At 69.3% G+C, this 21,076-nt stretch carries 19 protein-coding genes and 1 tRNA gene; 4 read left to right on the forward strand and 16 right to left on the reverse strand.

The window, feature by feature from the left end; genetic code table 11:
- Positions 1-7 precede the first annotated feature (7 nt).
- From ABC271_RS14945 to ABC271_RS14960, 4 genes are all read right to left on the reverse strand, one after another.
- A complete protein-coding gene (locus ABC271_RS14945; protein ID WP_412925627.1) occupies positions 8-757 on the reverse strand; it encodes an SDR family NAD(P)-dependent oxidoreductase in 750 nt (249 codons plus the stop codon).
- Entirely contained in the window at positions 754-1,542 is a 789-nt protein-coding gene (locus ABC271_RS14950) for a carbohydrate ABC transporter permease (RefSeq protein WP_412925628.1), read from the reverse strand. Before ABC271_RS14950 ends, ABC271_RS14945 begins: the two co-directional genes overlap by 4 nt.
- Before the next feature lie 3 nt (positions 1,543-1,545).
- Positions 1,546-2,493, reverse strand: coding sequence for a carbohydrate ABC transporter permease (locus ABC271_RS14955; protein WP_412925629.1), 948 nt, complete (start codon positions 2,491-2,493; stop codon positions 1,546-1,548).
- A 69-nt stretch (positions 2,494-2,562) separates the two neighbouring features.
- Positions 2,563-3,930, reverse strand: coding sequence for an ABC transporter substrate-binding protein (locus tag ABC271_RS14960; protein WP_412925630.1), 1,368 nt, complete (start codon positions 3,928-3,930; stop codon positions 2,563-2,565).
- Between the two features lie 184 nt (positions 3,931-4,114).
- Between ABC271_RS14960 and ABC271_RS14965 the strand changes: the two genes are divergently transcribed.
- A complete protein-coding gene (locus ABC271_RS14965; protein ID WP_412925631.1) occupies positions 4,115-5,122 on the forward strand; it encodes a LacI family DNA-binding transcriptional regulator in 1,008 nt (335 codons plus the stop codon).
- Here ABC271_RS14965 and ABC271_RS14970 read toward each other — a convergent pair.
- The gene (locus ABC271_RS14970) at positions 5,119-5,703 is read right to left on the reverse strand and encodes a TetR/AcrR family transcriptional regulator (RefSeq protein ID WP_412925632.1); all 585 of its coding nucleotides are present in this window, start codon (positions 5,701-5,703) and stop codon (positions 5,119-5,121) included. The genes ABC271_RS14965 and ABC271_RS14970 overlap by 4 nt on opposite strands.
- 56 nt (positions 5,704-5,759) lie before the next feature.
- Here ABC271_RS14970 and ABC271_RS14975 point away from each other — a divergent pair, with 56 nt between their 5' ends.
- Positions 5,760-6,515 carry an SDR family NAD(P)-dependent oxidoreductase gene (locus ABC271_RS14975; protein WP_412925633.1) on the forward strand — a complete coding sequence of 252 codons (756 nt, stop codon included), beginning with the start codon at positions 5,760-5,762 and terminating at the stop codon, positions 6,513-6,515.
- A 47-nt stretch (positions 6,516-6,562) separates the two neighbouring features.
- Here ABC271_RS14975 and ABC271_RS14980 read toward each other — a convergent pair whose 3' ends face one another.
- The 5 genes from ABC271_RS14980 to ABC271_RS15000 are packed head-to-tail and all read right to left on the reverse strand — an operon-like array spanning position 6,563 to position 12,060.
- Positions 6,563-8,836 (reverse strand): ATP-binding protein, encoded by a 2,274-nt coding sequence (locus ABC271_RS14980; RefSeq protein WP_412925634.1) that lies wholly within the window; start codon positions 8,834-8,836, stop codon positions 6,563-6,565.
- Positions 8,833-10,518: a ThiF family adenylyltransferase gene (locus tag ABC271_RS14985; protein WP_412925635.1), complete on the reverse strand. Its 1,686-nt coding sequence runs from the start codon at positions 10,516-10,518 to the stop codon at positions 8,833-8,835. Before ABC271_RS14985 ends, ABC271_RS14980 begins: the two co-directional genes overlap by 4 nt.
- Positions 10,515-11,348, reverse strand: a complete 834-nt coding sequence (locus ABC271_RS14990; protein WP_412925636.1) for a hypothetical protein — start codon at positions 11,346-11,348, stop codon at positions 10,515-10,517. The genes ABC271_RS14985 and ABC271_RS14990 overlap by 4 nt, the downstream gene beginning before the upstream one ends.
- A 32-nt stretch (positions 11,349-11,380) precedes the next feature.
- Positions 11,381-11,575, reverse strand: coding sequence for a hypothetical protein (locus ABC271_RS14995; RefSeq protein WP_412925637.1), 195 nt, complete (start codon positions 11,573-11,575; stop codon positions 11,381-11,383).
- Between the two features lie 2 nt (positions 11,576-11,577).
- Positions 11,578-12,060, reverse strand: a complete 483-nt coding sequence (locus ABC271_RS15000; protein WP_412925638.1) for a hypothetical protein — start codon at positions 12,058-12,060, stop codon at positions 11,578-11,580.
- Between the two features lie 256 nt (positions 12,061-12,316).
- Here ABC271_RS15000 and ABC271_RS15005 point away from each other — a divergent pair, with 256 nt between their 5' ends.
- A complete protein-coding gene (locus ABC271_RS15005) occupies positions 12,317-13,567 on the forward strand; it encodes a sigma factor (protein WP_412925639.1) in 1,251 nt (416 codons plus the stop codon).
- A gap of 28 nt (positions 13,568-13,595) precedes the next feature.
- Here ABC271_RS15005 and ABC271_RS15010 read toward each other — a convergent pair whose 3' ends face one another.
- Positions 13,596-16,025 carry a hypothetical protein gene (locus ABC271_RS15010; protein WP_412925640.1) on the reverse strand — a complete coding sequence of 810 codons (2,430 nt, stop codon included), beginning with the start codon at positions 16,023-16,025 and terminating at the stop codon, positions 13,596-13,598.
- A 299-nt stretch (positions 16,026-16,324) separates the two neighbouring features.
- On the opposite strand from ABC271_RS15010, the gene ABC271_RS15015 reads away from it, so the two are divergent.
- A complete protein-coding gene (locus tag ABC271_RS15015; RefSeq protein WP_412925641.1) occupies positions 16,325-16,759 on the forward strand; it encodes a hypothetical protein in 435 nt (144 codons plus the stop codon).
- Positions 16,760-16,986: 227 nt separating this feature from the next.
- Here the strand turns inward: ABC271_RS15015 and ABC271_RS15020 are convergent, their stop codons facing one another.
- The 5 genes from ABC271_RS15020 to ABC271_RS15040 all read right to left on the reverse strand — a co-directional run bounded on the left by ABC271_RS15020 (position 16,987) and on the right by ABC271_RS15040 (position 21,008).
- Entirely contained in the window at positions 16,987-17,253 is a 267-nt protein-coding gene (locus ABC271_RS15020; RefSeq protein WP_412925642.1) for a hypothetical protein, read from the reverse strand.
- A 104-nt stretch (positions 17,254-17,357) separates the two neighbouring features.
- Entirely contained in the window at positions 17,358-17,885 is a 528-nt protein-coding gene (locus tag ABC271_RS15025; protein WP_412925643.1) for a hypothetical protein, read from the reverse strand.
- 362 nt (positions 17,886-18,247) lie between these two features.
- Positions 18,248-18,339: transfer RNA gene (locus tag ABC271_RS15030), tRNA-Ser, on the reverse strand.
- Between the two features lie 94 nt (positions 18,340-18,433).
- Positions 18,434-19,696, reverse strand: coding sequence for an LCP family protein (locus tag ABC271_RS15035; protein ID WP_412925644.1), 1,263 nt, complete (start codon positions 19,694-19,696; stop codon positions 18,434-18,436).
- A 220-nt stretch (positions 19,697-19,916) separates the two neighbouring features.
- Complete coding sequence (locus tag ABC271_RS15040; protein ID WP_412925645.1) at positions 19,917-21,008, reverse strand: oxygenase MpaB family protein; 1,092 nt, start codon at positions 21,006-21,008, stop codon at positions 19,917-19,919.
- Positions 21,009-21,076 lie beyond the last annotated feature (68 nt).

Here is a 21,076-nt window from a genome sequence, read left to right on the forward strand (position 1 = left end):
GGAGGTGTCAGACCTGGCTCATGCCGCCGTCGACGACGAGGTCGACACCGGCCACGAAGCTGGACTCGGCGCTGGCGAGGAACGCCACGGCGGCCGCGACCTCTTCCGGCCGACCGATCCGGCGCAGCGGGACCATCTGGGCGACGGCGGCCGCCACGGCCTCGGAGCCGCCGGTGAACTGATCGAAGCCCGCGGTCGCGGTCGGACCGGGGCTCACGGCGTTGGCCCGGATGCCGCGCTCCCCCAGCTCCGCCGTCAGCGTGCGGGCGAGCGAACGGACCGCCGCCTTGGTCGCGTTGTACACCGCGTGGCCGGGCCCGCCGTTGGCCCCTGCGATCGAGGACACCAGCACGATGCGTGCGTGGTCGTTCAGCAGCGGCGCGAACCGCTGCGCCGTGAAGAACGTTCCGCGGAAGTTGAGGTCGCTTACGTAGTCGAACGCCGCGGCATCCGTGTCGGCGATCGGGGTCGACGAGATGTCGCGCCCGGCATTGGCGACCAGCGCATCGACTCCGCGGCCCATCGTGCGCACCTCGGCGGCGAGTTCGTCGAGCCCGTCGAGGCTGCTGGCGTCGGCCTGCAACACGCGGGCCCGGGTCCCCCACGCCTCGCGTGCCTCGGCGATGCGTGCCGCGGTGAGGCCGGTCGTGACGACGTCGGCGCCCTCGGCGAGGAAGCGTTCGACGATCGCCCGGCCGATCCCGGACGTGCCCGCCGTGACCACGGCGACCTGGCCCGTGAGCAACCCGCGGGTCACTTCAGCGCTCCCGCCGCGAGGCCCCGCTCGAACGAGCGCTGCAGCAGGAGGTAGGCCGCGATCACCGGCACGGCCGTGATGACGGCCGCCGCGAGCACGCCGGTCTGATCGTTGGTGTATTGGCTCATGAAGAAGGTCGGCAGGAGCGTCACCACCTGCTTGCTCGGGTCGTTCAGCATCAGCAGGGGCAGCAGGTAGGCGTTCCAGCTGTTGATGAGGGTCAGCACGACCACGGCACCGGCGATCGGCCGGGTGAGGGGCAGCACGATGTGCCAGAACACCCGGACGATGTTCGCGCCGTCGATCCGCCCCGCCTCCATCAGCTCGGTCGGGATGCCGTTGAAGAAGCTGCGCGCGAGGAGCACCGTGAAGGGCACCTGCAGGGCCGCGAGCGGCAGGATCACGGCGATGAGTTCGTTGTACATGTCGAACCTCGACGCGGTGACGAACAGCGGTGTCAGCAGCACGGCCTCGGGCATCGTCAGCGCGACGAGCAGGAGCCAGAACCAGATCTCCTTGCCGGCGATCCGCAGTTTCGCGAAACCGAACGCGGCCAGCATCGTGCACACGTACACGAGGGCGATCGTCGAGGCCGCGATGATGATGCTGTTCAGGAAGTAGACGTGGACGATGCCGGTGGCGAACACTTTGCCGTAGTTGCCGAGACCCTGGCCGGCGAGCGACCCCTGCACCATCGCGATCAGGGGGAACAGGTAGGGCAGCACGATCAGTGTGGCCAGGAGCTGCAGGCCCCACCGCGAGGACCGGGAGCGGATGTCGAACATGGATCAGGCTCCTTCGGACGAACGGTTGATCCGGTTCATCAGCAGACCTCCGCCGATCGCCAGCACGAGCAGGGCGATGGAGATCGCAGCGGCGTACCCGAAGTGCTTCTCCTGAACCATGGTCTGGAAGATGTAGGTGCCGAGGAACTCGGTCGCGTGGTTGGGTCCTGCCTTGGTCACGAGGTACGGCACGTCGAAGGTCTTCAGCGCGCCGATCACACCGAGCACCGCGAGGGCGACCGCGGTGCCGCGGCACATCGGCCAGACGATCGACCAGAGCGTGCGGATGTTGCCGGCGCCGTCGACGCGCGCCGCCTCCAGGATCTCCGGCTCGATCTGACTCATCGCCGCGTAGAAGAGGATGAACGTCAGACCGGTCCACTGCCAGATCGTGACGAGCATGACGACCGCCATGGCCGTGACGTTGCCGGCCAGCCACGGCTGGGTGAGCGAGCCGAGGCCGATCGCCGAGAGGATGCCGTTGAACGAACCGTTGGCGTCGAAGATCAGGCGGAAGACGGGGGCCATCGTCGCGGGCGCGAGGACGGTGGGGACGAAGATGATGACCTTGTACAGCGGCGCGAGATGGATGCGCGAGTGCATGATCGCCGCGAACACGAAGCCGATCACGGTCTGCGCGGTGAAGGTCACGACGAAGAAGATCGCGGTGTGCCCGATCGCGCCCCAGAACACCGGGTCGCCGAACATCTCGACGTAGTTGTCGGCGCCGACGGACTCCGACGGGCTGAGGATGAAGCCGTTCCAGTCGAGCGTCGAGACGTAACCGGTGTAGCCGATCGAGAAGTAGATCATCCCGACCACCAGGGCGAGGGCCGGAAGGATCCAGGGGAGGCCGCCCGGGGAGGGGGACTTGCGTCCGGTGCGCGGGGCCTGCCGCGCGCTGCGACGCGACCGCCCCGCGGTCACGAGTGTTTCGGTGAGGGTGCTCATGTGCTCTTCCTTGAGTCGGCCCCTTCGCGGGCGGGAGACGTCCCGCCCGCGAAGGGGTGGCAGCACGTACTACTTCTGCGAGTCCACGACGGTCTGCAGACCGGCGAGGGCGTCGTCGATGGTCACGTCGCCCGTGGCGACACCGATGAGGGCGTCACGGAAGGCCGAGTTCAGGTCGGCCGACACCGTGGCGAACCGCGGCTGCGACGACGAGGCCGCGACATCCGTGTACTGCTTCAGCGCGTCGAGCTGGACCTCGGGGTTGACGAGGTCGATCTCGTCCCACTGGGGCTGGATGCCGAGCAGCGACGGGATGTCATTGAGGGTGTTGGCCACGGTCTGCTGTCCGGCCTCGGTCGTCGTCAGCCACGTGACGAAGGTCTTGGCCGCCGCTTGCTGGTCGGACTGCGCACTGATCGCGAGACCGTAGTCGGCGTCGCCGAACATGTTGCCGGTGTTCCCGGTGTTGGCGACGTCCGGGAACTGGATCGGGATCATCGTGAACGGTTCGGGGTTGGACACGCCCGCCGCCTCCATGGCGCCGACCATCGTGTCGCGCACGGTGTACTGCGTGTACCAGGTGCCCATCATGACCATGGCGTACTGACCCGACATGAAGGCGTTGCTGGCGTCGGGGTACTGCTGGAGACCGACGGCGCCGTCCTGCATGATGCCGTCGTCGAACAGCGACTTCCAGATCTCCATGCCCTCGACGAACGCGGGGTCGGTGTACGGGCGCTCCCCCGTCGAGGCCTCGATGTAGGCACCGGGCTCGACGTTCTCCATGATCGCCTCGAAGGTGTCCATGTCGAACGCCCATTGCCCTGCGCCCTGGACGAAGCAGCCCTGGCCCGCGGCCTGGAAGGTCGCGCAGACCTTCTTCCACTCGTCCAGCGTCGTCGGCGGCGTCAGCCCCTGCGCGTCGAACATGTCCTTGTTGATCCACAGACTGCCCGAGTAGACCGATCCGGCCGAGAGCCCGACGACCTTGTCGTCGACGACGAGCCCTTCGACCCCGGATGCCGAGAGCTTGTCGCGCCAATCGGCACCGAGCGCCGCCTCGACGACGGGGGCCAGGTCGATCGCTCCGGCCTGGAAGGTCTCGACTCCGCCGTTGGCCGAGCCGGGGGCGACGTTGAAGATGTCGGGGCCGTCTGCCGAGGTGATGGCCGGTCCCATGACCGAGTCGTAGTTGTCGATCGGCTTCGAGACGAACTCGACCTTGATGTCGGGGTACTCCTCGTTGAACGCGGCGATCAGCTGGTCGGCGACGGGCTTGTCCGGCGTCCACCCCCACCAGACCAGGTCTCCCTCGGTCGCCGATCCCGAGTCGCTGCCGCCCGACGCGCCACCCGAGCAGGCGGCGAGGGACAGCAGCGCGATTCCTGCGACGGCCGTCGCGCCGACGCGACGCCACGGCGATGTCTTCCTTGACATGGATTTTCTCCTCTAGTGCTGCAGGTCTGGTGCGCCTGGCATCCGTTGCTTGGCGCACGTGTGCTCGCAAGTTTTACCGACACTGGAAAGTAACTTGTTGCGCAACTTGCGTAATGGTTATAGTAGATCCACCGCCGCATCGGGGTCAAGAGCCCGCGGGTCGCCGGACGGGAAGAGGGAGCACATGTCGCAGCGCACCGCCACACTGGCCGAGATCGCTCATGTCGCCGGGGTCTCCGTGCCGACCGTCTCCCGCGTGCTCAACGGACGACCGGGCATCTCGGCTCCCAAGCGCGAGGAGATCGAGAAGCTGCTGGAGGAGCGCGGCTACGAACGTCGCAAGACCCGCCGCGAAACTTCCCTGCTCGATTTCGTCATCGTGAGCCTCGAGACCCAGTGGGCCACGGAGCTCCTCCGCGGAGCACAAGCCGAAGCCGCGCGCGCCGGAGCCGATCTTGTCGTGACCGCGACAGAAGGATCACCGGCCGGCTCCCCCGAGTGGCTGCAGCGCGTCGCCGGGCGCGGAACAGACGGCATCGTCATCGTCGTGTCCGAGATCGATCCCGTCGGCCGCGACGAGCTCGCGAGGTTGAACGTGCCGGTGGTTCTCGTCGACCCGGTGGGCACCGATACCGAGTCCTTCGTCACGGTGTCGGCGGCGGACTGGTCGGGGGCACGGGATGCCACCGACCACCTCCTCGACCTCGGTCACACCCGCATCGGTTTCGTGACCGGCCCCCTCAACCTCGAGTGCCATCAGGACCGGCTCGACGGCTACATGTCGGCGCTCGGACGCCGCGGGATCACGCCTGATCCGTCGCTGGTGCGGATTGGTGATTCGCTCACCTCGGGCGGCATCCGGTTCGGCGGCGAGCTGCTGGACTCCCCCGACCGCCCCACCGCGATCATCAGCGGCTCCGACGAGCAGGCGTACGGGATCTACCTGGCGGCCCGCGAGCGCGGACTGAGCGTGCCCGACGATCTCTCGGTCGTCGGCTTCGACGACGTCGACCTGTGCCGCTGGGTCAACCCCCAACTCACCACCGTCCATCAGCCTCTCGCCGGCATGGCGTCCGAGGCGGCCCGCCTGGCTCTGGCCATGTCGCGCGGTGAGACGATCGCCAACCGCCGCGTGCAGCTGTCCGCCGAACTCGTCGTTCGCGAGTCGACGGCGCCGCCGCGAGCGGTCTAGGGCGCGTTGCCGGAACGGGAGTCCATCGCTCGCGCGGTGAGCGTCAGAATGTCGCGGGCGAGCGCCTCGTCGTCACGCCCGGCTCGCAAGCCGGCGGGCACCTGATCGTCGAGGAGGAGCCCGGCGAGTCCGTGCACGAACGACCACGAACTGATGAGCGCGTCACCCGGTGTGTCGTCACCGAAGGCGCCGCGCATCACCGTGGCGGCTGACGCGACGCTCGCGACGGACTCGTCGCTCTCACCGCCCGTCGCGCCGGAGAACATGAGGCGGAACAGGGCCCGGTGCTCGAGCGCGAAGCGCACGTAGGCGAGCCCGCTCTCCACGAGAGCGTCGCTCGGGTCCGAGATGTCGGCGCGGGTTGCGGCGAGCTTGTCGAACCCGGAGGCGGCAAGAGCCGCGAGCAACTCGTCCTTGCTCGCGAAGTGGCGATAGGGCGCGTTGTGCGACACGTCCGCGCGCCGGGCCACCTCGCGCAAGCTCAGGGCACCGACGCCGCCCTCCTCGAGAAGCTCCTCGGCGACGTCGAGCAGCCGGGTCCTGAGATCGCCATGGTGATACGGGCGCGCCGAAGTTGACATTGACAACATTCCTTCCTACGATGTGGGCATTGCCAACATCTTAGAGGAGAATCATCATGAACACGCCCGATCGCGACGTCTGGATCATCGGAGGGTCACGAGGCCTCGGCCACGAGATCGCGCGCCAGTACGCGAATGCCGGTCGGCCGGTCGTCGGCTTCGCACGATCCGTGATCGCCGACGCCGCCCCCTTCCGTCACGTCTCGACGCTCGATGTCAGCGACGATGTCGCGGTCGACGCGACCATCGATCACACGATCCGCGAGCGCGGCACGCCTGCTCTCGTGGTCTACCTGGCGTCGCAGCTGTACCAGGGCAGCATCCTCACGCGAGTGGATGCCGACCTCGTCCGCGAGGTCGACGTCAACTACCTCGGGTTCGTCCGAGTGGCGCGCGCACTGGCCCGCCATAAGGATGCCGCCCACGCCACCCGTCTCGTCGCCACGGCATCGACGCTCGGATACATCGGCACCCCGTCACTGGACAACTTCAGTGCCGCGAAAGCCGCTCTCGTCTCGTTCGCACGGTCGGCACGCTTCGAGCTCGGCGGTCGGGGCATCGAGATCGCGATCGTCTCCCCGCCGCACATGGAAAACGGTGCGGATCTCATCGGTCCCCAGCGCTACCCCATGTCGTGGGCGGCGCCGCGGTTCGCGCGCGAAGCGGCGGGCCGACGCTCCGAGTACCTTCTCGGGTCATCGAACCGCAGCATGCAAGCCATGGCGCGGTACGTGCCCGGCCTGGCGCGGTCAATCATGCAGGGCATCGGCGCCGACGCTCTCCAGCGGGGCGCGTCGAGCACTCACGCCTAGCTGCGCGGTGTGGAGGGTCGCCTGAGCCGACCGGTGCGGTGTCCGCCTCAGAAGGAATCGGACGCCGGGCCGCCCATGATCTCCTCGTCGAGGTCTGCCAGCTCGGCCGCGCGGCGTCGATCGAGCACACGGTCGGCTCGGCGCGGCGAGCTGTCCTCGCTCGGGTGGAGAGCCCGCACGACCTCCTGATCGGTGGGTGCCGGGGCGGACGACATCTCGCGCAGGAGCTGCGCGTTGCGCGCGTCCGCCGCCTCGACCCGGTCGTGGGAGCCTTGACCTCGCCCTCCCGACCGGGCCACTCGGAGGAGGAACGGGTCCTGTTGCACCCCGGCCCGGCTGAGCGACGTCGCCGTGCTCCGGTCCGGCAGCCGGACGAGCTCGTCGACCGGCCATCCCGCCAGACGAATCGACGACCGTGGCGCCGCGTGGAGCCCCAGCCGGAAAGAGAAGGTCGAACCGACGTTCGCCTCCACCGCGACCTGCATGGCCGGGGTGAGCGAGTCGAAACTCTGGGTCGCGACGATGACGCCCACACCGAACTTGCGCGCCTCGGCGAGCAGGGTCGGCAGCGCCCCGAAGGTGTAGAGGTGGGCCTCGTCGATGAGAAGGATGTGCGGCCGCCGATCGCGGCGTCGCCCGAGTGCGACCAGGTGCTTCAGCAGCCAGAGCGCGCCCAGGGTGCGCGCCGAGGCGGTACCCAGGGTGGGCCCGGCGAGGTCGACGAGCAGGGGGACCGCATCGTCCATGACCTGGACGACATCGACACAGTCCTCGGCGCGTCCGACGATCTCACGCATCGCCCGTTGGCCGACCAACGGCTGGAGTTTCGACAGGGCCCACGACGTCACGTTGACGGCCTCCTCGCCCCGAAGCATGCCGATCTCCGATCGGAGGCGGTGGGACAGTTCGGGCTCGGTCGAAGCCAGACGCGCGGCGAGCGCGTTCACACGCGACAGGTCGGAGGCGACCGCCAGGACGTGCAGGAGAGTCGCGCGGGGGCCGAACCACGCGCACACCCCGTCGACGAGCAGGCCGAACCAGCGTCGCCACCGGGGACCGACGATCCCCTCGCCCCGTGGGTCGAACATCGACTGCACGAGTTCGACGAACTCCGACACGGCCTGCTCCCGCGCGTCGGGATCGGGTTCGGCCAGCAGGTTGAGAGGGGCAGGAACGAGGAGGTCACCGTGGCGGACCACGCGCACGCGTCCCGACTGCTCGTCCGGAAGAGCACGCAAGACCTCGTCGACGCCGGAGCCGTGGTGCTCCAGCAGCGTGAATCCCACGCCCTGAGCGGCGAGCTCCACGGCCATCCGGCTGAGCAGCGTCGTCTTCCCCGCACCGCTGCGACCCTCGACGAAGGCGTGCCGCAGCAGGTCGTCCACGGCGACCCGCACACGGGTCGTGCCGGCACCGGCCACGCGTGCGGTTCCCAGATCGATGGATGCCACCGAGCGGCGCGGCACGCCGGCCACGTCGATGGGCCGGTCGGGCACGGGGCGAGGGCTCGTCGGCATCGCGAGGATCGGCGCCCGGCCGGACGCGGGAAGCCGGAGCAACGCGAGACCCCATCCCTCGGGGCGCACGGCACCCCGCACGTTGACCGAGGCGGCCTCGTCGAAGCGGGGACCTTCGCCATCGGCATCCGCGAGGCGAAGGCCGATGCCCCAGCTGCGCACGGCTGCGCGCAGGGGCGCGAAGCCGGCCCCGACGCCCCGGGCGCAGCCTGCGATCCCGATGAACGCGCGCGCGAGGACCGGCGTGCCTCGATACGCCTCGATCGCGGCGATCTCCGCGGGGGTGCCGCCGGGGCCGAACAAGTCGTCGTCGAGCATCGAACGTTCGAGGGGGCCGGCGGCAGCGACCAGCATCCGCACGAATCCCCCGTCGATCTCCCTCAGGGCCTCCAGCAACGGGGCGGCACCCTCCCGTTCCCCGCGCGGCCAGGAAGGCGCGGTGACGGAGCCCTCCGGCGCGGCGCGGACGTCTGCCCGGTCCCGGACGAGTTCCGCGACGATCGACGGTTCGAGCGGTCGTCGCGGGCGTGCCGTCGCGGCGACAGTGCCGATGCCACCCAGTGCCAGGGCGACGTCGGCCTGCCATTCGGCGGGAACGTCACCCAGGGCGACGACATCCACCTCCACGCGGGAGCCCGTCGTCGATCGAGCCACGACGTCGATCCCGGCTCCCGCGGGCCACTCCCCGATGGTCCGCAGAAGGGCGCGTTCGGCCGTGGCGGCGCGCACCTCGGGGAGATCGTCGCGCCACAGGGTGCGGACGATGATCCGGTTCCTTCGGTCGACGGCGTTGCCGCCGCTCACGGGGCGGTCGCCCCATCACCGACGGCCAGGGCTTCTTCGAGCCCTTCCCAGAACCCCGGGCTGGCCGGTGCCACACGGGCTGCCAGATCGCCGCAGACCACGCACGCCGGGTCGCGTTCGACCTTCACCCAGACGCTCTGCGGGGCGACCTGGGTGGGACCGCCGACGACGTCGGGGAAGAAGTCCCACGCGGGGTGGGTCGCGAGCATCCCGAGCGTGCGCCCACGTCCGACGGATTCCGCCACGAGCGGTGCCAGTGCACCCTCCGGTCCGGCGAGGATGCCGAGGGCCACGAGACTCGCCGCCGACGCGACCAGTTGGATCGACGCACCGAGTCCGGGCTCGGCGACCAGCCGTCCGCCGAGTCCGTAGTCCTTCGCGGGCCGGTGCATGTCGGTGGTCGACCCGTTGCCGAGGGCGCAGGACACGCACGCGGAATCCGCCGACGGAAGGGCGATCACGATCTCGCCGGCGCGCGCCCCGGCGTACATCGCGCAGCAGACCATCGGGACGCCGGCGGCGTAGGCGTGGTGGGCGAGCAGGAACTGCTCGCGCATGTCATCCGTGGCACCGATGACGAGCGTGGCGTCCCGGACGAGCGCACCGAGGTCGGTCTCCCCCAGGGTCTGCGGCACCTGCCGCACCACGGCATCCGGGGCGACCTCCTCGAGGCGACGCGCGAGAGCCGCCGACTTGGCGAGCCCCACGTCGCGCGCCACGTAGACGCTGCGCGAGAGATTGGCGGCCTCGACCTCCTCGGGGTCGATGAGCGTCAGGCGTCCGACGCCGGCGCGGACGAGGTCCTCGGCGATCCGACTGCCCACCGAGCCCAGCCCCGCGACCACGACATGCTGCTGCGCGAGGTCGCCCACGAGCGGGAGCGCACGGTGCAGCCGCTCGCCGCGGTCGATCGACGACACTCCGCCCGCCAGCGCCCGCAGTTGGGGCGCCGGCGGCGTGGCCGGGTCCCAGGGCGACGGGAGGATGCGAGGACCCTGAGCCCCCGCCTCGACCCGGACGGGACCGGCCAGCGGGTACGCCGCAGGCACCACCAGCACCCGCTCGGGCCCGGCCTGCAGGAAGACGCTCTCTCGACCCCGGTACCGTCCGGTGCGCGGGTACGGCGCGTCGCGCTCGAGCCCGTCTCCCGCGGACACTCCACTGTCGACGCGGATGCCGACGTCGGCGAGCGGCGCCACCAGGTCGACGACCGACCCGGTGATGCGCACGACGACGGGGCGGCCGCCCTCGAGGTGCACGCGATGCAGCGACATCCGGTGGTCGACACCGATCGAAAGCTGGCCTGCGCCGGGCTCGCCCCGAGTGATGATGGCCACGATGAGGGAGCCGATGTGGGGGTTGAGGCGCAGCGTCTCCGCCGTCGAGGCGATGTCGGTCCCCGAGGGGTCGACGACGCCACGGGGGTGACTGTGCACGGTGCCCAGGAACTGACCCGCGCCCGCGCGCTCCAGTCGCTGGACGGTCTCATTGATCTCCGGGCTGATGTCCCAGTGGGCGGGGCCGTAGTCACCGAAACCGTCGTGGACGGCGAGGGTCACCAGGTCGGCCATGCCCAGGAGCACGGCGCCGCGTTCGGGCGGAACGGACGCGATGTGCGTGACGAGCTCGGCGATGACGCCGTCGCTGAAGCGCACCGGCGCGGCGAGCGTCCGGGCGCTCACAGCGAGAATCCCGGGTTGTGGCCCGCCATCCGGGCGGACGTGTAGTACATCCATTTCGCGGCGACACCGCGGACCTCGGTGAGGGTACGACTCGGCTGGCCCGCGGGGCCGCAGAGGATCGGCATCTCGCGCCCGCCGACGCGGGTGCGGATGACGTGGTCGGCGTGGCCGAACCGGGAGTCCACGTTCGGCGCGATGGACGCGATGTCCCACAGGTTGCCGCGCGAGGGGTTGCGGAAGGCGAGAAACGTGAAGCGCTCGCCCGGAAAGGGCGGCTGCATGTCGAACAGCCAGCCGCTGAACTCGCCGTTCGACGAGCGCACCGGACGCCAGTTCTCCACGTTGTCGGGGTCGAGGCGCGACACCTCCCACACGTCATCGCTCGTGACGGCGCCCGGCTGAGCGGCCATGCGCACCGAGGGCACGACGCTCACCGGCTCGGAGGTGCTCCCCTCGTGCTTGGTGATCGCGCCACCCGGTCGCACCCCGAGGTCGGGACCGTTTCCCGATTCGAGGTCGCGCACCTGGTCGAAGACCTCCTGCCATCCGGATGCCGCCATCCGCTGGCGCGGCACCGTCGACACCGGGGTGGGGTCGGCCTCGTCGGCGACCGCCGTGATGACGCCCGAGGGACGCACGACGAGGTCGGCGCCGGGGCGCGCGACGGGGAGGTGGGCGTCGGCGCGGACGGCGACGACACCGCGGCCGGTGGGCGGGGCGCCGACGAGCGCCGCGTCGACCGGGGGCATGGGTTCGGGCGCGGGCGCCCAGCGGACGGGTTTGCCGTCGCGCACTTCGATCAGCGTCAGGACGCCGTCGTCGTCGGTCATGAGGGACTCCTTCTTCGCGGTGGGGTGGGTGGTCAGTAGTGCCCGTGGACGAGGTGGAACGCCGCCACGAGGGGCGGGCCCTGAACATCGAGTTCGATCGCGCCCATCACGAGAGGATCCGATCCCGGGGCCGCCTCCACGGCGGAGCGCACGATCTCGGCGCCCGAGTCCTTCTTGGTCTCCGACGGGACCGCGGCGATCGCCCCGGGCTTCGATTGCTCTTTCATGTTCACCCTTCGGCGATGTCCAGGGCGATGGCGACGATGGCGGTGATGACGAGCGCCGCCGCCGCCACGACGGCGGCGATGATGACCACCGCGGGAAGGACGGCGACCATCCCCGCGATCGCGACGGCGACCAGCGTGCGTGACTGCACGACATCCGCCCGGGCGAAACCTCCGGTCCTCGCCGCGAGCACGACCAGGGCGAGGGCGGATGCCGAGAGCACCGCCGGCTGGAGGGCGGGCACGGGCCACAGGAGAATCGCGGCCGGCACAGCGCCCAGACCCTCCGCGGTGGCCGCGGTACTCAGCAGCGTCGGGAGGGTGACGAACTCCGCGATCGCCGCAGCCGCCGCGACGACGAGCACGACCCAGAAGAAGATGCGCGTCCGACGGGTGAGAGCGGCCGCCGCGCGCGAGCGCGCCTGTGCGACGTCGGCGAGCATCGGGCGCCGCGCGGGCTGATCGCGGAACTGGTCGAGAATGCTCACGCTTCGCTCTACCGATCCCCGTCGATGACCCACGCAAGACGTGCGCCGCCGGGGATCGGTACACGGAATGCGGCCGAAGCCGACCGGGCTCCGGCCGCTCCGGACGCGGCCCCCGCCGACGGGATTTCTGACATCTGGAGGCCCGGGGAACCCTCCGAAATGGAGAATGCCCGCCCCCTCAGCAGCGCCGTTTTTCCTGCTCCACGCTGACATCCACCCCGACGACGGCTCGGGAAATCAGCGAAGGAGCATCACCGTGTCAGAGTTCCTCCCCTTCTCCCCCGAACGCCTCGAGAACCCGCCCACGAGCCGGGCGGAGGCCCTGGCTCACGCCATCCGTGACACCGACCCCGCGACGACCTCGCTCGCCCTGAGGTGCATGAAGTCGCTCTACGCCGGCCTGATGCCGCGCGCCAGCAGCAGCAAGCCGATCCCCGCAACCCCGGCCTCGATCCGCATCGCCGAGATCGCCGGCGTCGAGATCGACACCCTGGCCGCGGCGAACACGATCGCGCTCAACCAGGCGATCGACCCGGCGCTCGGCGCACAGATCACTCGTGTCGGCGAGGTCCTCGCCCGTGCGGTCGAGGCGGTCCTCTCGGCCTCCTCCACCGTTCGTTCCGAAGTGATCGCCGCGCAGGAGCGGCTCGTGGGGCGCACCACCAGCTCCGAGGAACGGGCGAACTTCCGCACCCGGATCACCTCGCGCCTCGGCGACGAGGCCGCCGACGCCCTGCGGAACGACCCCGTGCTCGTCCTGGACGCCCTCGGCCTGGAGCGGTCGATCCTCGCCGCCGCGCGAGCGGGCATCGCCACTCCCTCGAATCCGCGGTGGGCCGGCGACTGGACGGTCGAACGCCGCCGCGCGAACGGCCAACTGCGTCCGATCACCGTCGTCGAGTCCGAGGCCCGGGCCCGATGGGAGGCCCACGCGGCAGCCGCGCGTCCGCGTCTGCTCGCGGTCGCGCTCCGCTACGCGAAGCACGATCTGGCGCGTGCGGAAGACCTCGTCCAGGAGGCGCTGGTGAAGATGCTGCAGTGCGCCGGCGCGGACGACCTGGACACCTTCGTCCGTTACGGCCTCACGCAGCTCAAGCAGGTGAACGCCGACGGCTACGTCAAGGCGGACCGCGCGATCAGCGTCGACTGGGAGCACCGCGAGGAGGGCGAAGACAGTCTGACTCCGGAAGACCGCGCCTTCGGTCACCTCGCCCGAACATGGGCGAGCGACAGCGAGCGTCAGGATGGACGCCTCGATGGAATGGCCGCGCTCCGGCGCCTGTCGACGGTGGCGGACGCCACGCCGGAGGGTGTGGTGCGCCGCGAGATCGGCCGCATCGCGGAAGCCCTTCGGGCCGGATCGATGGATGCCGAGCTCCTCACCGATCGGCCCGCGCTGATCGCCCACCTCGTCCAGGTCGCGCGGACGGAGAACGCCCTCAGCGCCGCGTCCGCGAAGAGGATGGTGATCGCAACGCTCGAGAAGATCGCGGGCGAGGAGCGCTAGCGCGGAGCGGGGCGAGCCCCGCCGAGGGCTAGCCCCGCTCCGTCTCTCGGGCGACGATCATCGTCGAGTCGCAGATCGGGCAATGGGCTCCGCGCACCTTGCTCGTCGGCCCCGCCCAGTTGCAGTTCTGGCACGTGATGTCGGTGTCCTCGGCGCCCGATTGGATGAGGCCGAGGATCTCGATGTACGAGCGCCAGCGGGAGAATTCGCCATGACTTCGCTGATCGAGAAGGTCGGCGATCTTGGTACCCGGGGTGACTTTGCCGACGACGCCGTAGTTCCAGTCCTCATCGAAGATCCGAAGCGTGGCGACCATGCGATTGCGGCCGTCGAGATGAACCGAGTGCCGCCGCGTCCGCCGATGGTCGATGTCGGCAGTCAGGAAATCGAAGTCCTGCAGCGCGGGGGCGATTCTCGGCGGGAACGGCAACATTCCCCCGGTGAGAAAGGAATGGAACAGAACGCCCTGGAGGACCGAGGCAACGTTGCCCCTGGTGATTTGGGTCGTGGTGATCATCTGCTCGTACGCCACGTCGAGATCGAGGACGGTCGGCAAGGCCTTGGCGCGGAGAAGAAAGGCCGTGGAGACGGCGAAAGCGGCGCACAACGCACGGTGGCGCATGACGCGGGTGGTGACTCTCCAATTCAGGCTGGAGAGGTATCCCATCTCATACCGCTCTTTGGCGAGATACTCCTTCGTCTCGAGGATCTCCAAGATCTTCACGGTGCGCGCCGACCAGTGCAGCGCTCCCGCGATCTCGCGGGAGACGATCTCCGGGCGCTTCTCGATCTGAGTCCTGGCATCCGAACTCATGAACGCTTCGAGCACCCTGACGGCGCCGCCGGCGAGAGCCAGACTCATCTGATGCTCGGTCTCGAGCGACGAGCGTTCATCGACACGGACATCGCTGAATTCGTCATCCAGCATTCTTCGCGTCCGGTAGACCTCGGTCACCCCGCGGATGCCCTCGTCGATCGTCCGCGCCAATCCCTCTCGCGTACCCTCCTTCGTCGCCAGAACTGCTCTGTCTCGACGATTGAACGCGGCGTACTCGAGCCCGGCCACTCGCGATTGCTTCAACAGCTCGCCGAGGAGCTTCTGGAGTGCCGCATCTCGGATGTTGACGCAATCGAGGCTCACGGACTGATCGGCGAGCAGAACGGTGCGCTTGCTCGCGGGGAGCATCGCATCGAACCGCAGATCTTCGTCTCGCCGCAGTGTGAGGTACTCCCGGATGACGGCCCGCGTGGGCTGGCTACGGACGTGAAGAGCCAGGGCGAAGATCTCGCGCGCCTTGGCATTGGCAGCACGGACGAAGACGGGGAGGGAGGGGTCGAGGGTTGCCTCTCCGCGCGCGGCGTCGTCACGTTTTTCCGTGACATGCAACGGCCTCGATAGCAGCCGCTCCTCGAACTGCGTGAATGCATCGGAGAGCTGATCGAGCCCGAGGAACAGCCGCCGAGCCGAACTCCGCCGGTCGAGAACCGCATCCACGGTCTTCTGATTCCATTCGTGGATCACCGAGTAGAACTCCATGCGGGCGATGCTGGCCTGCGATCGCAGGATCTGCTGACGCTCGTCGCTGCTGTCCTCGATGGTGACACCGAATTCTTCCGCCCCGCCCATGTCGAGCAGATCGTTCGTGAACCACACCCGGGCCATCGAGTGCCGCAGATGAAAGAAGTGTCGCTGGGTATCGACCCGCGCCCCGAGGTAAGCGGCATGACGGTCAACGGCGAGGCGGCGCAGAACCATGAGCAGCTGAGCTCTGCGCGCTTTGTCGCCTTCGCCCGGTCCCACCACCCGGGGGTCATTGTTCAGAGCGTCACGGAGACGGGAGACGAGCCAGTCCCCCTCGCTTCCCGGCAAATCGGGCTCGGGGGGCCAGGAGAGGGATCTGCGGTTCTCAAAACTCCACCGCGGGTGCGCGGTCGCTTTCCTGGCGCTCCACTCGGCGTCCACGGTCGCCCAGTCGAGATCGAGCGGCTCGGCGGCCGCGGCGATGGCGTTCGGGTGACCAGCCACGGCGGCCTGCCATCGCGATCGATCCGAGTATTCGAGCAGCGGGGCGGCGGCGGCCTCCTTCGCGGGGGCACTCAGGTCCCCGCGATCGATGAACGGGTTGCCATCGACGGCATCGGAGGGGAATCCGTCGATCCCCCAGCGGCGCGCGATCACCTTCGCCGTGTGGGCGATGTCCTGACGCGACCGCGCCGGCGGCGGCGCCGTGCGGTAGGCCTCGACGACCCTTCGCAGCACCAATCGCGCGGCGGTCAATCCGTCGGGACGCCACACGCCGTCGTCATCTCGGACGAGCTGCTTGAGCGGGCCCAACTGCGCGGCCGTCCAGCTCGTCGACATCCCCTCGGAGCCCCGGATGACGTGCCGGAACCCCGTGGCCAGGGCCACAATGTTCTTTGCCGTCGGCAGAACGGTCGGCGTCTGTTCGTCCCCCATTGCGCCCTCCCCGTGCGTTTTCGGATCATATCGATGTCCCGCGGAGGCCGGTGTCCCGATTCCGGGGACCGGCGGGGGGATCGGATCGCGCTCGTGGACGGTATTGGTCCTTGCGCCGACGCGGCACGGTCCACCATCATCGAGCTGATCGCCGCTATGGGGGTGGCGGAGTCCGGGGGGACGAAAATGGCGTGTGCGTGCGTGAACGCGGGAAAGCCGACCTGCACGATGTGCAAGGAAGCGAAGACGAACGGGCTGCCGGTCGGCATCCACGCCTGCCAGTGGGGAACCTGCTCCTGATGCCCGCAATCGATGTCGAGGCGGTCCGCGCGAAGATCGCCGAGCGCGACGAGACCCGCGCGCGTTGCGCGCAGTGGTGCGCCCAGGCGCTGCAGGAGTTCCCGGATGCCGTCCGCGCGATTCGGACCCCGACGCGTGGTAATCCTGACTTCTTGAAGCATGTATTCGGCCGCGACGCGAGCACCGGGGTGTGGCCCATCCTTCGCGTGGACAACACCGACAACTTCCTGATCGAGATCGGCCACGGAGCCGCATTCACCGGGTCGGGCAAAGTCTGGGCCGACGGGAAACAGGAGAGCGTCGACACGGTCGCCTGGTGGATCGCCGCCCGGTGCGGTTACTCGATGAGCGTGGCCTCGACCGTTTTCGAGAAAGCCCTCATGGGTGAGTCATGGTCGGTGCGGGACGCACTGAGGGCGGCCGGCACCGTCTGAGCCCGACGCCGGTGGGGCAGCCGCCGCGGTCAGTCGCCGAAGGGGATCCTGACGGTGCGGTTCTTCCGCGCCAGGGAGTCGACGAGGTTGCCGCCGGCATCCGTGTGGGCACGAACTCGGGGAGGTCGGTGGACGCGCCCTCGGTCCGAGCCCGCACACGAGCAAGACCCGCGTCGGATCGGGAACGACGTCCTCGATCCGACGCGGGTCGGTGTCCGCGAGCCGGCTCAGCGCAAGCGGGCTTCGAGCCCGCGGATCTCGTTGAGCACCCGCTCCGCCGAGCGCGTGTTCGAGTCGGCATCGCGCTCGGCATCCGCCGCCTTCTGGTCGCACTCCCGCTGGTGCTCGTACGCCCGCGACGGGTTCGAGGGGCGGTCGCGCTGGGCGCGGAAGCGCTGCGCGTTCGCGCGCTGCGCGCTGGCCTGCGCCAGGTGCTCCTTGCGGATCGCTTCCAGGTCAGCGATCTGGTGCTTGATCAGTCCGGTGTCACTCATGTCGGGCTTCCTTTCGGGGCGTTGTCGTCGCGACCCGATTGCTCTACCGATCCCCGGCGGACGGCGCGAACCATCGCACCCATGGGCCGGGGAGTCGGCGCCGATCAGGCGGCGAGGGCGAGCGCTTCGCCCGCCCCGAGGCGCAGCTTCGCGTGCGTGTGGCAGGCACGCCAAAGCTCGGCGGAGGAGCGGCCGCGTCCGAGGATCTGCCGCGTCGCCAGTCCCGCCGCGCCCGCGGCGTGGGCGAGCCCGGCGAAAGCGTGGTCACCGGATGCCACGATCAGGGTGCCGAAGCGACGAGCGACGAAGTCCAGGTCGGCGAAATCCAGCAGTGCGAGATCCGCGCCGTCACGACCATTGCGGACCCGCCACTGCACCGGCTCGCCGACGAGAGCGAGCGCCGCGGACTTCGCGGTGACACCGCTCGCCGCGATCACCAGCTGGTCGCCCGGCCGGGCCGCGACGGCGAAATGGCGGTAGACGTGCCACACCCGCCGGTATTCTTCCGCGGCCAACCCGGGGCCACCGGCGAGGTTCTCGATGTCGATGAGATGAAGGCGGCGAGCGCGTGTCTCGCAGCGCTCACGGGTGACACGGCGTGCGATGCGGTGTTCGGCACGGATACTGCTCATGATCGCTCCCTCCGTGGACCGCCGCCGTCGCCCTCGCGACGGTTCACGGCGGATCCGACACGCCTGCTACCGATCCCGCCGTCATGACACCTCGTCCCCGGGATCGGTTGATGATTCGATGACCTCGACGATGGAGAGGAGGGCGACCATGCAGAACACCACCAAGGAAGCGCGCAAGTGCGGCTACTGCAACACGAGCAACAACGTCAACAACACGCAGTGCATCCAGTGCGGCCGCGAGCTGTGACCGTGGCGGAGGGGTGGGCGTCGGCCCGCCCCTCCCGTGCGCGTGGGGCCGCCCCGCCGCCCAGCGGGGTCGCGGCCCGCCAACGACGAAAGCCCCGGCGAACCGGGGCTTTTCGTGGCGGAGACGGAGGGATTTGAACCCTCGGTCCCCTTACGGGGACTCCACCTTAGCAGGGTGGTGCACTAGGCCTGACTATGCGACGTCTCCAGGTGATCGACGCCGGAGCGCGAGCACACCGGACCATACTAACCGGTCGGGGCGTGGCATCCGAATCCAACGAAGGGATGCCACGCCCCGCCGCTCAGCGGACGTTGCCGTTCGAGCAGGTGGCCTGCGCCGCGGTCTGACCGGCGATCTCGGACGGGAGCGTGATGACGCTCGACGACGGATCGGGCGTCGGGGTTGCACCGTCCGTCGGCACCGGGGTGTCCGACGGTGCGGGTGTGGCGCTCTCGTCGGCGATGACGCCGTCGCCACCGCTGAGGTCGCCCGACAGCTGGATCGGCTGGTTCGCGGCGAGTGCCGACCACAGAGCGTCCGCGGCGTCGTAGTCGGGCACCACGCGGTTCGGGTCGGCCGGGTCGGCGAAGGTGGGGTACTGCACGAACACGATCTCGTTGAACGGCACGTCCTTGACGGCCATCGCGATCTGCACGAGCGTCAGCGGGTTGGTCAGCGACGTCGACGGGTCGACGTTGCGCAGAGCGGTCGAAGCGAGCTTGTACAGCGTCGCCGGGTTCGAGAGGACTTCCTCGCTGCGCAGCTTCGTCGTCAGGCGCGACATGTACTGCTGCTGGTTCGAGATGCGCCCCAGGTCTCCGCCGTCGCCGACACCGTGGCGGGTGCGGAGGAACTGCAGGGCATCGAGGCCCTGGATCGTGCGCATGCCCGCGGGCCAGTCGATGCCGGTGTTGGAGTCCTTGATGCCGTTGGCGATACAGACGTCGACACCGCCGATGGCATCCGTGATGTTGATGACGCCGCCGAAGCTGACCTTCGCCGCGAAGGGAATCTGCAGCCCGCTCAGCTCGGACACGGTCTGCACGACGCACGCCAGGCCGCCGTACATGTAGGCGCTGTTGATCTGTTGCTTCGACATGGCCGAGCTGACGTTGCCGTCCGCGTCGGTGCACGACGGGATCGGCGCCATGAGGTCGCGCGGGAACGAGATCACGGTGACGCGTCGCGGGGCGTCGGAGATGTGCACGAGCATGTTGACGTCGTTGAGGTTGTCGCCCGCGTCCGGCCCTGTGCAGCGGTCGCCGAAGTACTGCGCGAAGTCGGGTTCGCACTCGTCCGTGCCGACGAGGAGGAGATTGACTCCACCCTTCAGTTCACCCAGGTCCGGCGGAACGGCCGGCTGGTCCGGCAGGTCGACGGCGTCGGCGGTGAAGCTCGACGACAGGTCGTACACGGCGTACGCGGCCACGCCGGCACCGGCGACGAGAACGACGGCCATCGCCACGGCGAGCGCGCGGAAGAACTGGGCGAGCGGTCCCACCGACCGCAGGCGTCCGTGACGCGCGATCGTCGCTCGTCCGCGCGGGGTCGTGGTCTTACTCACTCGGGTCCTTTCGGGAGGACGGATGCCAGAGGGCGGCACCTCAGGACCTCGACGAAGCGCAGGTCGGCGACAGTTTAGGTACGTGAGCCTGTGAACTGCGTGAAGAAGTGGACAGCAATTGTTCACGTCGCGTCCACTCGCTCACGGGGCTTCGTACGGAGGGACGTGTCCACCCCTCCGTACGGATGCCACCCGCGAGCGAGCTCGGCTCTCCGGGCGCTTAGGCCGCGCGCGTGCGTGCTTCTTCGTGCAGACGCCGTGCTTTGCGGATGAGTTCGACGCCGTCCGGCCCCCAGAGAAGACGCATGACACGCGCCTCGTTCTCCGGGTTCTGGAACTCACGGACGTCCGCCTCGCGGGCCCGGATGATGTCGCCCGCCGCGGCGATGGTCTCCGGGGAGCGCCCGGCGGAGGCTTGCAGGTTCGCCGGGAGGATGGCATCCATCAGCTCGGTCCACCGCTGATAGACGTCCTCGAGCGCCTCGACCGCGAGCGCGTGACTGGGGTGCCAGTTCTGCTTGCCGACCTGGTGATACTGCTCCAGCATGTCGACGCCGGTCTCGAGGTCGCGGAACACGCTGTCGGAGTGCCCGAAGAGGGGCCAGTACTTCTCGTAGAGCGCCTGGAGCTCCGCCCAGGTGGTAGGGATCTCCGACTCCTCCGCCCCGACGAGCCGCAGGTACGACCCCATCTCGAGGACGTACTGGTCGCGCTGGGCGGCGGTGAGCGGCCGCGGCGGCTCGTCGCCGTGCCACGCCAGGTTCTCGTAGACGCTCAGGATGCACTGCATCTCGGTGATAGCCGCCCACATGGCATCCCGCGGTTCGGCGGCAGCGTATCCGCCGAGAGACGGGTCGTCGGGGTCGATCACAGGCCCCTGCACGTGGCCATGGATGCGGTGCAGGTGCGTGGCCATGTTCTGTGCGGTGGTGGTGTCGCCGAGCCACATCGGCGCGTGCATGCCGGAGTTGCGCTGCAGACGCTCGAAGAAATCGAACATCGTGAACCGGCCGGCGCGCGCCTTCCGGCTGATGGGGTCGGCATCGCGGATGCCCGCCACGACCGGCTTGTACAGGAACTGGATGGACCCCTGCGCGGCGGTCTCGAACACGATCGTGGCGGGGTGCAGGAGAAGCTCCCACGTCACGGACCCGGGACCGAAGAGCCCGTAGTCGGGCGTGCCGTCCGGTCGGGTCGAACCGCCGGTCGGAACGACCTCGCCGAAGCGTCGCCAGCGGGGGGCATCGCCGTCGATCAGTTCTTGCGTGATCACGGGGATCTTGCGGTCACCGGAGATGGTCGGTGTGGACATCGCGACTCCTTCGTCTTTTTCGTACGGTATGCGTACGAAAATAACGTTAGAACCGTCGGGCGCGGGAC

The sequence above is a fragment of the Microbacterium canaveralium genome (assembly GCF_047238045.1).
Lineage (GTDB): Bacteria > Actinomycetota > Actinomycetes > Actinomycetales > Microbacteriaceae > Microbacterium.

What these genes read in the sequence shown, in the direction of transcription:
- ABC271_RS14950 (WP_412925628.1), bottom strand. Translation starts at nt 1,542, where the DNA reads ATGTTCGACATCCGCTCCCGGTCCTCGCGGTGGGGCCTGCAGCTCCTG.
- ABC271_RS14955 (WP_412925629.1), bottom strand. Translation starts at nt 2,493, where the DNA reads ATGAGCACCCTCACCGAAACACTCGTGACCGCGGGGCGGTCGCGTCGC.
- ABC271_RS14960 (WP_412925630.1), bottom strand. Translation starts at nt 3,930, where the DNA reads ATGTCAAGGAAGACATCGCCGTGGCGTCGCGTCGGCGCGACGGCCGTC.
- ABC271_RS14965 (WP_412925631.1), top strand. Translation starts at nt 4,115, where the DNA reads ATGTCGCAGCGCACCGCCACACTGGCCGAGATCGCTCATGTCGCCGGG.
- ABC271_RS14970 (WP_412925632.1), bottom strand. Translation starts at nt 5,703, where the DNA reads ATGTCAACTTCGGCGCGCCCGTATCACCATGGCGATCTCAGGACCCGG.
- ABC271_RS14975 (WP_412925633.1), top strand. Translation starts at nt 5,760, where the DNA reads ATGAACACGCCCGATCGCGACGTCTGGATCATCGGAGGGTCACGAGGC.
- ABC271_RS14990 (WP_412925636.1), bottom strand. Translation starts at nt 11,348, where the DNA reads ATGACCGACGACGACGGCGTCCTGACGCTGATCGAAGTGCGCGACGGC.
- ABC271_RS14995 (WP_412925637.1), bottom strand. Translation starts at nt 11,575, where the DNA reads ATGAAAGAGCAATCGAAGCCCGGGGCGATCGCCGCGGTCCCGTCGGAG.
- ABC271_RS15010 (WP_412925640.1), bottom strand. Translation starts at nt 16,025, where the DNA reads ATGGGGGACGAACAGACGCCGACCGTTCTGCCGACGGCAAAGAACATT.
- ABC271_RS15015 (WP_412925641.1), top strand. Translation starts at nt 16,325, where the DNA reads ATGCCCGCAATCGATGTCGAGGCGGTCCGCGCGAAGATCGCCGAGCGC.
- ABC271_RS15020 (WP_412925642.1), bottom strand. Translation starts at nt 17,253, where the DNA reads ATGAGTGACACCGGACTGATCAAGCACCAGATCGCTGACCTGGAAGCG.
- ABC271_RS15025 (WP_412925643.1), bottom strand. Translation starts at nt 17,885, where the DNA reads ATGAGCAGTATCCGTGCCGAACACCGCATCGCACGCCGTGTCACCCGT.
- ABC271_RS15040 (WP_412925645.1), bottom strand. Translation starts at nt 21,008, where the DNA reads ATGTCCACACCGACCATCTCCGGTGACCGCAAGATCCCCGTGATCACG.